This window comes from Actinopolyspora sabaoui, from assembly GCF_051225635.1.
GTDB lineage: Bacteria > Actinomycetota > Actinomycetes > Mycobacteriales > Pseudonocardiaceae > Actinopolyspora.
Genome location: NZ_JBMIHH010000008.1, coordinates 191525 through 203267, shown reverse-complemented (window position 1 = coordinate 203267; position 11743 = coordinate 191525). Strand labels below are relative to the sequence as shown.

Annotated in this window: 10 protein-coding genes; 7 read left to right on the top strand and 3 right to left on the bottom strand. The window is 65.9% G+C overall.

Going from position 1 to position 11743, the window contains the following annotated elements; all coding sequences use genetic code 11:
* Positions 1 to 229: 229 nt before the first annotated feature.
* A complete protein-coding gene (locus tag ACOQFL_RS16625) occupies positions 230 to 796 on the bottom strand; it encodes a TetR/AcrR family transcriptional regulator (protein ID WP_435545092.1) in 567 nt (188 codons plus the stop codon).
* 91 nt (positions 797 to 887) lie between these two features.
* Between ACOQFL_RS16625 and ACOQFL_RS16620 the strand changes: the two genes are divergently transcribed.
* Positions 888 to 1349: a nuclear transport factor 2 family protein gene (locus tag ACOQFL_RS16620; protein ID WP_435545091.1), complete on the top strand. Its 462-nt coding sequence runs from the start codon at positions 888 to 890 to the stop codon at positions 1347 to 1349.
* A gap of 113 nt (positions 1350 to 1462) precedes the next feature.
* Here ACOQFL_RS16620 and ACOQFL_RS16615 read toward each other — a convergent pair whose 3' ends face one another.
* Positions 1463 to 1705 (bottom strand): hypothetical protein, encoded by a 243-nt coding sequence (locus ACOQFL_RS16615; protein ID WP_435545090.1) that lies wholly within the window; start codon positions 1703 to 1705, stop codon positions 1463 to 1465.
* A 643-nt stretch (positions 1706 to 2348) separates the two neighbouring features.
* Between ACOQFL_RS16615 and ACOQFL_RS16610 the strand changes: the two genes are divergently transcribed.
* The 5 genes from ACOQFL_RS16610 (at position 2349) to rhaI (ending at position 8658) form a co-directional block, all read left to right on the top strand.
* Positions 2349 to 3179 carry a methyltransferase domain-containing protein gene (locus ACOQFL_RS16610; protein ID WP_435545089.1) on the top strand — a complete coding sequence of 277 codons (831 nt, stop codon included), beginning with the start codon at positions 2349 to 2351 and terminating at the stop codon, positions 3177 to 3179.
* 519 nt (positions 3180 to 3698) lie between these two features.
* A complete protein-coding gene (locus ACOQFL_RS16605) occupies positions 3699 to 4985 on the top strand; it encodes a glycosyltransferase family 87 protein (RefSeq protein WP_435545088.1) in 1287 nt (428 codons plus the stop codon).
* Positions 4986 to 5786: 801 nt separating this feature from the next.
* Positions 5787 to 7088, top strand: coding sequence for an MFS transporter (locus tag ACOQFL_RS16600; RefSeq protein WP_435545087.1), 1302 nt, complete (start codon positions 5787 to 5789; stop codon positions 7086 to 7088).
* Positions 7085 to 7489 (top strand): L-rhamnose mutarotase, encoded by a 405-nt coding sequence (locus tag ACOQFL_RS16595; protein ID WP_435545086.1) that lies wholly within the window; start codon positions 7085 to 7087, stop codon positions 7487 to 7489. The genes ACOQFL_RS16600 and ACOQFL_RS16595 overlap by 4 nt, the downstream gene beginning before the upstream one ends.
* Complete coding sequence (rhaI, locus tag ACOQFL_RS16590; RefSeq protein ID WP_435545085.1) at positions 7486 to 8658, top strand: L-rhamnose isomerase; 1173 nt, start codon at positions 7486 to 7488, stop codon at positions 8656 to 8658. Before ACOQFL_RS16595 ends, rhaI begins: the two co-directional genes overlap by 4 nt.
* 179 nt (positions 8659 to 8837) lie before the next feature.
* Here the strand turns inward: rhaI and ACOQFL_RS16585 are convergent, their stop codons facing one another.
* Entirely contained in the window at positions 8838 to 9458 is a 621-nt protein-coding gene (locus tag ACOQFL_RS16585; RefSeq protein ID WP_435545084.1) for an acetoacetate decarboxylase family protein, read from the bottom strand.
* 569 nt (positions 9459 to 10027) lie between these two features.
* Between ACOQFL_RS16585 and ACOQFL_RS16580 the strand changes: the two genes are divergently transcribed.
* Positions 10028 to 11464, top strand: a complete 1437-nt coding sequence (locus ACOQFL_RS16580) for a BNR repeat-containing protein (RefSeq protein WP_435545083.1) — start codon at positions 10028 to 10030, stop codon at positions 11462 to 11464.
* The last annotated feature ends 279 nt before the right edge of the window (positions 11465 to 11743 follow it).

Below are 11743 nucleotides of genomic sequence, written 5' to 3'. Positions count from 1 at the left end.
TTGACTCGCACCAACGAGAACCCGACGCCACGGACCATCAACGCCACGGTGAACAACTCGTTTCCCGCGCCTCCCCGGGAAAAAGTCCGAAAACGTGTCAGGTACGACGACAGGTGGGGATGACACCGACCGGCCGCGATGCTGTGATGGTGATCATGGCGAGAAGCAGGGCTCGCCCCAGACCGAGCGGGAAATGATCCGACCGGGCAAGGGGATGCTCTCCGGCGAGTCACGGCATGCCGAGCAGGGTCGCGGCTGCCGCACGAGCGTCCCGGGCCGGAGCGGGATCGCCACTGACGCCCGCCGTGACGACCGCTCCCTCGAACAGCAGGAACACCGGTTCGACCACCGCCACCCCGGTGGCCCCGACCCACCCCGCGAGCTGATCGTGGAACGCCCGCTTGTGCGCCCGAACCTCGGCCAGCACGGCTTTGGACGAGGAACCGAGTTCACCGTGCACGTTGATCCAGGCACACCCTCGGAATCCGGGATCGGCGAACCATTCGGCGAGCCAGTCGAAAACGGCGAGCACCCGTTCCCGAGGCTCCGGAACCCGTGCCACAAACGCTGCCAGACTCTCCCGCCACCGCTGATCGCGCCGCCGGAGCACCGCCACCACCAGGTCCTCCTTGGTCGGGAAGAACCGATAGATCCGCTTCAACGGCAGCGCCGAGACCGCACGGACCTCATCCATCCCCACCGCCTGGACACCTCGCTCGTAAAACACCCGCTCCGCCGCATCGAGCAGCGCCGCGCGGTCCAGACGATTACGTTCCTCGGTGGGTGGGGCGGGCATCCGAGACTCCTTGACATCGAGAACGATCGTTTCCTATCTTAGATCATCTCCAATGGAGAACGCGCGTTCTCAACACATGAGGAGCCGAACCATGTCGGAAGACCGCCCGCCGTATCCACCCTTCACACCAGAAACGGCCCCACGGAAGGTCCAGGCGGCCGAGGACGCCTGGAACACCCGCGACCCCCACCGAGTGGCGACGGCCTACACCCCGGACTCGACATGGCGCAACCGCGACACCTTCCTGCAGGGACGAGAGGAGATCATCACCTTCCTGACCCAAAAGTGGGAACGTGAGCTCGACTACGCCCTGCGTAAGAGCCTGTGGGCATTCGACGAGAACCGGATCGCCGTCCGCTTCCAGTACGAGTGCCGCGACACGGCAGGACAGTGGTGGCGCAGCTACGGCAACGAAATGTGGGAATTCGACGAACACGGCCTCATGCGACGCCGCGAAGCCAGTATCAACGACATCGCCATCCCCGAAACCGACCGACGCATCCAGGGTCCCCGTACCGAAGCCGCACACGGAGTCGAGCTCCCACTTCGATGATCCCGGCATTACGCCGTCCGCCTTCGAAGGGCCCTGCTGATCGCGAGTAGCCCCATCCGTGCCCCAGCGGCACAACGTTTCGAGGCGTACGCGGCGTTCACCGGATCGGACGATTACCGCGCGCCGCGCCGATCATCACGATCGTCCACGATGGGCAGCACATCGGTGACCTCGTGATCACCGGCCTCACGTTCCCTGGTGCGTTGCACCCGACGCTGGGCCCGTGTGCTTGGCGACGGTACGGGCTCCGGCTGTCGAGAAACCCGGCGTTGCCTGCGCCACAGCACCACGACGACGACCGAGGCGGGTACGACGAACAACAGGATTAGCAAACCCAACAGGATCCAGGAAAGCATCAACCACCCCGAAAACGGATGTCGCGGTGTTCGGGCAGTACCCGGTGACCACAGCGGTGCGGTACATCAGAACAACGCACGGCCCCACCGTGATCCTACCCGCAACCAGCACGCGCACCCGAGCGATACCCACAATATGGCAGAGAGCGGCATCTTCACGGGTCCACTCGCCCATCCTCCACCCTGAGCATGCCGCCCGACGAGCCAAGACCAAGGTCCGACGCAGGCAATGCACAGCTCCTGTAGCCGACCGTCGCCGGAAAAACCGGTCCGGCCGGCAAGATCACGGCACATCCCGAGACACGCCGGAAACTTTGCCGGCGAATTCCGTCACACCACTGTTCGATCTCGCTTTACCGACACCGACGGACAAAGCCACATCGACTGTCGGGGCCGGAGACCGCCGCACATACGCGGCGGTGAAGCACCGGGGGTGGACAAGACCCTCCACAGGGGATAGATTACCGACCCCACAAAGCCTCCCACCCCGTTCAGGAACACACAATTCCGACAAACGCGCCAGCGCAGAAGAACGCATCGTACTCCCTTTTCTATCAGGGACCGCCTCACGCCGACCCACGAGAAATGACGAAATCCCGAAACAAAAGAAAAAATATCACCGAACGAAGAAAGCGGTAACGCGATGACCTCGGATTCCGCCTCGAACAGCAGCAAGGTCGCGGACGCTTACGACAGGATAGCCACTGTCGTGGCGAAACTCTGGAACGGCAATCTTCACTACGGCTACTGGGAGGACGAGCACGATCAGAGCACCTTCGGTGAGGCCACCGACAGGATGACCGAAGAAGTGGTCCGCCGGCTCGACCCTTCTCCCGGACAACGCGTCCTCGACCTCGGGTGCGGCACCGGCTCCCCCACACTGTTGCTCGCCCGAAACCACGAGGTCGAGGTCGTCGGTGTGTCCATCAGCCCACACCAGATCTCCATCGCCACCGAACAGGCACGAGAAGCCGGTCTGGATGACCGGGTTCGCTACGAGGTCGCCGACGCGATGCACCTGCCGTACCCGGACGACTCCTTCGACGGGGTGATGGCACTGGAATCGATGGTGCACATGCCGGACAAGGTGCACGCGCTACGTGAGATCGTGCGGGTCCTTCGCCCGGGTGGCCGGGTATCCATCGCGGATCTGACCGTGCACGAAGCCTCGACCCAAGAACACTACAACTCCAGCGAGACCTCCTCGGCGGAAGGCATGTACATCATGTCGAGAACCGATGAGTACGGCGACCTGCTCCAGCGGGCCGGACTGGACCGAATCGAAATCACGGATGTCGGGAAAAACGCAAGACACTCGATGCGGCATTTCGTCGAGGGAGCACTCTCCTGCCGCGACGAGTACGTGGAAGCGATCGGCGCCGAGGAATTCGAGAAACGAATCGAAGAAGCACGAAAAATGCAGGACTCACCGGATTTCGGATATGTGCTGGTATCGGCGGAAAAACCGACATGATCCGGCGTGGACCTCATCTAGCACACCCGTACCGCCACCCATGCGTACCCGGCGCGCGACACATCCCCTTGTCGGGGTCTCCACGTCCTCGTTCATCACCGCGGCCCGCTGCTCGTCGCGAGCCGGGAAGCCGTAGAGGTTCTCGTCGTAGGACGTGTCGAACGGACAATCTCCGGTGCGAGCGGCGTCTCGACCCGGTCCACGAGAAAGCCCCTGGCGGCAACCACCGCGTCAGCCATGACAGCGGGCGTCATTTCCGGTCCGGTCATGAACGAGAAGAGTTCCTCGTCACTGACTTCACGTGTCCATGACGGTGGTGCTCGACGTCACCGGTCGGACTTTCGGCAGAGCCACGAGGAACTTCAGCTCCACCACTCCGCGCACGTTTCCGAGGGCGCTTCGGGTGCGGCCGCGAAACCACCCCGATCGAGCTCGGAATGCGGCGAACACCGATCAGTGCCGTAACCGGAGTCGGACCGCCTTCGGTTTCCGCTCACGGCGTTGTGATCGGATGTCGGAGTGGCAGTCTCGAAACACACACCCACGGAACCATCGGTAGCTCCCGAAACTCCGACTTCGAGTGGCGCCCCACGGGAACGGTTACGCGCTCTGCTCACGCGGTATCCGTTCGTCCTCGTCGCCGCTTCGGTACCGCTGCTGGCCGTCTCGGTGTGGTTCGTGCTGCTGCCCGCTCTCTTTCGCGGGGAAGGCGGGGAGCTCTACCTGCGGGGTGATTTCGAGGTTTACCGCTGGGCCGTACACACCTGGCTGACGGGCGGCGACATCATCGAGGACTGGGCCCCGCTCCGGGGCGGCAATCTGCTGCCCTGGGTGTATCCCCCCTTCGCGCTGTTGCCGCTGAGCGTGTTCGCCCTACCGCCGGTCACAGTGGGAGTGTTTCTGATGTGGGCCGCTGACTTGGCGGCCATCGGTATGACGCTCTACCTGATCGTGCGGCACCAGTGGCCCGGTGTGGGGCCTCGCGGCGCGTTGGCCGTCGCGGCCGTCGCGCTCCCGTTGCCGTTGTGGTTGGAGCCCGTCTACGCGTGTTTCGGCCAGGGGCAGGTCAATATCGTGCTGATGGGGCTGATCGCCGCGGACTGCCTCGTGCGGGATCCGCGATGGCCGCGTGGCCTGCTGGTGGGCATCGCCGCCGCGATCAAACTCGTGCCCGCGGCTTTCCTGGTGTTCTTCCTGTTCCGCCGGGATTTCCGAGCCGCGTTGACCTGCGCGATCACCGCCGTGGTGTGCACGCTGCTCGGTTTCGCGATCGATTTCAAGGCGTCGATGGACTACTGGTTCCGCTACGGCCCTGCCTCCTCCGTGGCGGGTCATGAATCCGTGACCAACCAGTCGATCATGGGCGTGCTCGCGCGGCTGGGAACGCAGCCGATGGTGCAGCACGGGGTCTGGGCAGTGGTGTGCCTCGGGCTACTCGTCGTGCTCGCGCGCACGATCGGCCGGGTCGACCCGCCGGTGGCGATGACGTTGACCGGGTTGTTCGCGCTGCTGGTCTCACCGACGACCTGGTCGAGTCACTGGGTTTGGGTCATTCCCGGGCTGTTGCTCCTGCTCGGCTCCGCGGTACGGACCCGTAGCATCAGCCGGTTCCTGCTCGCCGTGGCGATCGTCGTCGCGGGCAGGAAGGTCGCGTTCCACGCGCTCACGGCCGATGTCTCCCCGCTGCTGTATGTGCCGCAGCAGCTCGTCGGCAACGCCTACGTCGTCCTCGCGGCGGTGGCGTTGCTGCTGACGGGCTGGCAGGCGAACCGGTACCGCGCGTACGAACCGGCCGCGAAGCACTGACCGCTCCGGGCGTGCCCGTCGCTTCGGGCACGCCCCCGACAGAGAAGCAAACACGGCGAACAGCTCGAACAGACCAAAACCGTCGACGCCCGCACGAGCCACACCCAGCTGTACTCCGCGCTCGACGATCTCAACCACTTCGCGGGCCGCCTGCCGAATTACGCGACGGCGTTGCCGCACTCCGCCACGAATTCGTCGACACCCGCGCCGTGGGAGAACACGACCAAGAGACGCGGCACAGCATCCCGCTCACCGAATGAGGACATCCCGCAGCAGCCTTGAAATAAAACGTTTTAAGTTTATTTGGGCGCAGCGACCATCCGCGCCCGCCTCGGTCGTGCCGGAACACGCTCGTCCGCCGCGCCTCGGCGCACGACGAGGGATCACGCAACCCATCCCGTCGGCCGAAACCTCTCTCCCTCCGTTGGGGCCCGAGAAGGGGCGTAATCGGCACCGCTACGGAGCGAAGGCCGGACGCGGCCGAAAACCGAGCGAAAGCAGGGTCTCACCCCCATAACGAAACATCCCGAGAAGGTCTCTTCCTTCTCCACGGACCACCGGAACCCCTCCCGGGAACCATCCCGCGGCCCCGCGTCGCGGTGAACCCACCGGTATTCGACACCTGCTGTAGGCACGCGTCGCCGGTACGCGACCGCGAGCCGGGCTGACCACACGAATCTCGCGCACGGTCTTGTTCACAGCCGTGAAGGCCGCTATGGTTCGCATCACTTTGAAACGATTTACCTCTACTGCTTCCGCAGTCGGAGCGTGAGAGACCAGGTTCAACGGATGGGAGGACCAATGGAGGTCCGTTCCAGAAACAAACGCACGACGGGGTGGCGCGCGACGATCGCCGTGGCCATGTCGAACTACATCGAGGCCGGCTCGATCATCGCGATCGCCACGAGCCTGAGCCTGTGGCAGGAGGAGTTCGGCCTGGACAACCTGGCCGTCGGCCTGCTCGCCTCACTCAGCGCCAACGCGTTCGGCGCCGCGGCGGGCGCGGCCATCGGCGGCCCGCTGTGCGACCGGTACGGCAGGAAGTTCATCTACACTTACGACCTGCTGCTGTACATGCTGGGCGTGCTGTTGGCCGTGTTCGCCACGTCCTACGGTATGCTGCTGACCGCCTTCATACTGACCGGTATCGCCGTCGGCGCCGGGGTGACCGCCTCGTGGACCTACATCGCCGAGGAAGCACCGGCGCACCAACGAGCGGCGCACGTGGGCACCGCCCAGCTGGCCTGGTCGATCGGGCCGATGATCGGCTACTTCCTGGCTGTCCTGGTGGCCCCGCTCGACCTGCTCGGCAGCCGACTGATCTTCGCGCACCTGTTCGTCGTCGCCGCCATCACCTGGTGGGTGCGACGCGGCCTGCCGGAATCCGGGCTCTGGCGCGACAAGAACAACGCCCCGGACGAGCGCCCCTCCTTCCTGGGCAGCCTGCGCGGCCTGTTCACCAAGAAGGCCAACCTCACGGCGATGCTGTTCCTGTTCGGCGTCTACGCCCTGTGGAACACCGTGGCCGGTCAGTCCGGAATCTTCCAGCCGCGCGTGTACGAGGCGGCGGGCGTTACGTCCGTGACCGAGCAGTACCTGCTGCAGGTGCTCATGTGGGGTTGCACCAGCGCGGCGACCTACCTCGGGTTCATGCGGCTCGCCGACAGGATGAGCCGCCGGTGGCTCTACTGCTACAGCGCCCTGCTCGGCATTCTCGCCTGGGCAGCGCTGATCTACGTCCCGCCGGGAATGTTCACCCTGCTCTTCTTCGCGATCGGCTGGGGCGTGTCCATGGGAGTCGGCGCGCAGGCCTTCTACGGCCTGTGGACCAGCGAGCTGTTCGCGACGCGCTACCGCGCCAGCGCACAGGGCGTGCTGTTCCTGGCCGCCCGAGTGCTCGTCGGTGTACTCAGCGTCTGGTTCCCGATGCTGCTGGCACAGATCGGGCTGCAAGGGCTCGGCCTGCTCATCCTCGGACTGCTGGCTGCCGCCCTGCTCATCGGAACACTGTGGACACCCAACACGCAGGGCAAGGACCTGAAGCAGATCGAACGGGAGCGCTACGGAACCGCGACGGCGGAAGACCCGGTGACGACCTCATGACCCGTGTGTGCTTCCAGCTGTGGATCGACCCGAACCGCCTCGACGAGTACCGAAGCCGCCACGCTGCCGTGTGGCCCGAGATGCTGCGCGAGCTCGAGTCCTCGGGACGACGCAACTACTCGCTGTTCCTGCGTCCGGACGGGCTGCTGATCGGCTACTACGAGACGGGCTCCGTGGCCGCTTCGGACACCCACCTCGCGGAATCGCGAGTGGCCGCGATCTGGGAGGAGTACATGGCCGACCTCTTCGTCGGCCAGAGCGGACGCGCCGACCAGGCCGCGATCACCCTCGAAGAGGTCTTCCATCTCGAGGATCAGCTCGCCGACCTCGACGAGCGCCCTCAGTACGGGGGCACCACACCGGTGCCCGACAACGCCGATCCGAACGAAGGGGAACGATGACCGTACCGCCTCGCTTCGACAAGATCACCGAAACGCTCGCCCGCCAGTCCATCGAACTGCCCAGCTGGGCGTTCGGCAACTCCGGTACCCGCTTCAAGGTGTTCGGCACCCCCGGTACCCCGCGCGATACGCACGAGAAGATCGCCGACGCGGCCAAGGTTCACGAGATGACCGGGCTCGCGCCGACCGTGGCGCTGCACATCCCGTGGGACGACGTCGAGGACTTCACCGACCTCAAGGCCCACGCCGAAGGCCTCGGGGTCGAGCTGGGCACGATCAACGCCAACACGTTCCAGGACGAGGACTACAAGTTCGGCAGCCTCACCCACTCCGATCCCGCGATACGGCGCAAGGCCATCGATCACCACTTCCGATGCATCGACATCATGCACGCCACCGGATCGACCGATCTCAAGATCTGGCTGGCCGACGGGACGAACTATCCCGGTCAGGACTCCATGCGGGCCCGCCAGGACCGGCTCGCCGAGTCGCTGGCCGAGATCTACGAGCGGCTTGACGCGCACCAGCGGCTCGTACTGGAGTACAAGTTCTTCGAACCGGCCTTCTACCACACCGACGTTCCCGACTGGGGGACCTCGTACGCGCAGGTCAGCGCGCTGGGTGACCGAGCGTTCACCTGTCTGGACACCGGCCACCACGCGCCGGGCACCAACATCGAGTTCATCGTCATGCAGCTGATGCGGCTGGGCAAACTTGGCTCGTTCGACTTCAACTCGCGCTTCTACGCCGACGACGATCTGATCGTCGGCGCGGCAGATCCGTTCCAGCTGTTCCGCATCCTGTACGAGGTCATCGCGAGCGGTGGCCTCGAAGAGGATTCCCCGGTGCGCTTCATGCTCGACCAGTGCCACAACATCGAGGAGAAGATCCCCGGCCAGATCCGTTCGGTGCTCAACGTGCAGGAAATGACCGCACGCGCACTGCTGGTCGACCGAGCCGCCCTCGACAAGGCCCAGGCCGAGCACGACGTGCTCGGTGCGAACGAAGTGCTGATGGACGCGTTCCAGACAGACGTCCGACCGGCCCTGGCACAGTGGCGCGCATCGCGCGGACTGCCCGAGGAGCCGATGCGCGCCTACACCGCCTCCGGCCACCAGCGGTACCTGGCCGAGCAACGCGTCGGCGGTGCGCAGGCAGGCTGGGGCTGACGGGCACACCGACCGAGCACGCCCCCGGACACCGCCCACGCGGGGGCTCCACTCGGCGGGCGGGAGCGGACACCGTTCCCGCCCGCGGAGTCGGTGGACCCGGCGAGTCCTACCGGTCCATCCGGGGGACCTGTCGTGGCGGTGGGCAGGCGGCGCGCGCTCTCCGCGACCGGGACGCGTCACCCGTGGACGGACGAGTCGGTTTCGCCGCCGAACCGCATCTCGAAGTCGTGCATCGCGAGACTGAGGAAAGGCTTACGACCCCGCAACCATCCCAGCGGGCCGTCCGGATCCACTTGCCACGACGCGGTGCGCACGGCAGCGCGACCGCGCGCCCTCACTCGGCTTTCCAGGATTCCCCCGGCCATCGACTGTGCGATCCGGTAGCCCAGCGGCCACTTTCCCGGCAGCGACACCCGGTCGGCCAGGGAGGCCGAGGCGATCCCGTGTGCCTCGATCCGCAACGGGTCCACGGAGTCGACCCCGAACGTGGCCATCTCCTTGGGGATGCCCCACAACTCACGACCGCCCCGCAAGGAGGCCGCACTGTCCACCCAGATGTGGGTGACACAAGCACGGAACCGGACTCCGCGCCGCACGAGCACGGCGGCGAGCAGCTCGTTGTACTCCAGCACGCTCCCGGAGCGGTAGAGCACCCAAGCGGTACCGACGAGGCCCGTGTTCCCCAGCAGCACCGGTGACAGTCCCGCCGGGACAGCGGGGAGCAGCCGCTTCGGCAGTCGCCACAGCGACACGGACAGCTCGCCGCACAGCCACCAGGGTTGTGGCGGATATGTCATGTCCGTTCCAGTGTGCGTTCCAGAGCCTGAGCGGGCCGAAAGTCAAGAGGTCTATGACGATCTCGCTTGTCCGTAGCCTACCCGCCTCGAGCGATCTCGAACAGCACGGAAGATCTCTGCCCGGTTCCGCGTCCGAATCCCGTGCCGTACACCCAGCCGCCGTGGACGCGCTCGCGGGCCGCGTCGAGGAGTTCGGTGGCGCACGACATGCCGCCACAGCGGCAGGAGGCCCAGCCACGGTCCGCTCCGCTGCCGTACGAGTCACTCCGGCCGATGCCAGCGTTCGAACCAGTCGGCGGCCGAGTGGGTCCGACAATCGCGAAGCGGCATTAAAAAACGTTTCATAGCGAGCACCCCGGATCGCGGCGCGAGCGTCACAAATCCCACGCGACGAACCGACAAAAACCGGATTCATCCCCGAAAGTCGCCGAGACCTCTTGACGGTTCGCTGTGACTCACTTAACTTCAGCGCATCCTAAAACGTTTCAAGACAGGAGGAAACATGCGCACGCGCTGGAGAGCCGATCCCGAGTTACCGCACGCAGCACCGATGGAAAGGTCCGCCTGACATGCGCAGAGCCATACTCGCGACCCTGCTGATCACCGCGGCGCTCGTGATGCCCACCAACGCCGCGGCCGATCCGCCGGACTTCGCCCAGAACCCCGGAAACGCCGAGCCCGACGCGACCCTGCTGTCCGACACGGTGCTCGACCGGTCCGCGCTGTACTTCGTCTCCTACGACGGGCTGGTCAACAACAACTCGTTCCAGCAGGACGCCATTCGCACCTACGCCGGTTACCAGTACGCCGCCTGGTACACGGACAGCCGCAACGCCGTCGTGGGCCGCAAACCGGCGCACGGCAACGGCGGTTGGGAAACCGTGAGGTTGCCGCACAAGCTCAGCGTCAACGACTCGCACAATGTCATCTCCCTCGGAATCTCGCCCGAGGACGGCCGCCTGCACGTCGCGATGGACACGCACAACAGCCGGCTCCACTACGTCAGGTCCACCGCAGGACTGGTCTCCCGGCCCGCTGCCCACTCCTGGAGCTCCGAGATGTTCGGCGAGGTCCGACGCACGCTGGGAGACGAAGAGCTCGGGGCCATGACCTACCCGCGATTCATCGTGACCCCGCGGGGCGAGCTCCAGTTCAGCTACCGCACCGGAGGGTCGGGCAACGGTGTCAACGAACTGGCCGAGTACGCCGACGGCAGCTGGGAGAAACTCGGCGGCTGGACCTCGGCTACGGGGGCGTGGACCGCCCCGAACGGCACGGTCTCGAACACCCGGAACATGTACCTGCACGGATTGACCTACGACGACAACGGGCGGCTGCACGCGACCTTCACGTGGCGCGAAGGCAACCGGTCGGTGCTGTGTGATCCGGGCGGACTGACCAACCACGACACCGGCTACGTCTACAGCGACGACCAGGGACGGACCTGGCACAACGGTGCGGGCGAGACCGTCGGCGTCACCGGCCGGGATCCGGTGGCCGTCGACTCCCCCGGGATCGTGGCCGACCCGCTCGGCCCCAACCACGGGCTCATGAACCAGGAAAGCCAGGCGGTCGATTCCACCGACACGCCGCACGCGGTGATCAGCTACGTGCCCGGCCGGTTCACCCAGTGCGTGACGGACTACTCCGAGCAGCGCGCCGAACACGGCCGCACGTTCCACCTCGTCCGCGGCGACGACGGCGACTGGACCAAGCGGGAGGTTCCCGTCCCGTCGAACTCCACCCAGCGGACCCAGCTGGTGTTCGACCAGGACGACAACGCCTACCTCATCATGCCGAAGGGCAAGATCGTGGCGGCCAGCGCGGCCAGCGACTGGACCGACTGGACCGTGGTGTTCGACCGCCCCGACATGAACGCCTTCGGCGAGGTCAACGTGGACACCTCCCGCCTGGCGGCCGACGGCGTGCTCTCCGTGCTGTACCAGGAGGAGTCGACGGGAACAACCCCGTCGCCCATCCACGTCGCCGACTTCCGACTCGGCTGACACACTTCCCGCCGACCGCGTCGCGACAACGCGTGCGGTCGGCGGGAATTCACTCCGCCATCCACGGTGGCCGCGAAACGGTCGGAGTGGTCGAGCGGCCTCGGACCGGATCCACCGCTGACGGCGATACGCCCGCCGAAGCACCGCGTCGGCGCGCTCGCCTCCGAACTGGCGCTGACCAGAACCGTGGAGCTGACCAGGACCGTGGAGAAGTCCGACCGGCCGAACGAGCCACCGCCCCGGCACCTGGCGATCATCGACGCGCTCCGCGGGCACGCC

Excerpts from the sequence above, each read along its gene's own strand:
- ACOQFL_RS16615 (WP_435545090.1), bottom strand. The coding sequence starts at position 1,705 with ATGCTTTCCTGGATCCTGTTGGGTTTGCTAATCCTGTTGTTCGTCGTA.
- ACOQFL_RS16620 (WP_435545091.1), top strand. The coding sequence starts at position 888 with ATGTCGGAAGACCGCCCGCCGTATCCACCCTTCACACCAGAAACGGCC.
- ACOQFL_RS16595 (WP_435545086.1), top strand. The coding sequence starts at position 7,085 with ATGACCCGTGTGTGCTTCCAGCTGTGGATCGACCCGAACCGCCTCGAC.
- ACOQFL_RS16600 (WP_435545087.1), top strand. The coding sequence starts at position 5,787 with ATGGAGGTCCGTTCCAGAAACAAACGCACGACGGGGTGGCGCGCGACG.
- ACOQFL_RS16580 (WP_435545083.1), top strand. The coding sequence starts at position 10,028 with ATGCGCAGAGCCATACTCGCGACCCTGCTGATCACCGCGGCGCTCGTG.
- ACOQFL_RS16585 (WP_435545084.1), bottom strand. The coding sequence starts at position 9,458 with ATGACATATCCGCCACAACCCTGGTGGCTGTGCGGCGAGCTGTCCGTG.
- ACOQFL_RS16610 (WP_435545089.1), top strand. The coding sequence starts at position 2,349 with ATGACCTCGGATTCCGCCTCGAACAGCAGCAAGGTCGCGGACGCTTAC.
- rhaI (WP_435545085.1), top strand. The coding sequence starts at position 7,486 with ATGACCGTACCGCCTCGCTTCGACAAGATCACCGAAACGCTCGCCCGC.
- ACOQFL_RS16625 (WP_435545092.1), bottom strand. The coding sequence starts at position 796 with ATGCCCGCCCCACCCACCGAGGAACGTAATCGTCTGGACCGCGCGGCG.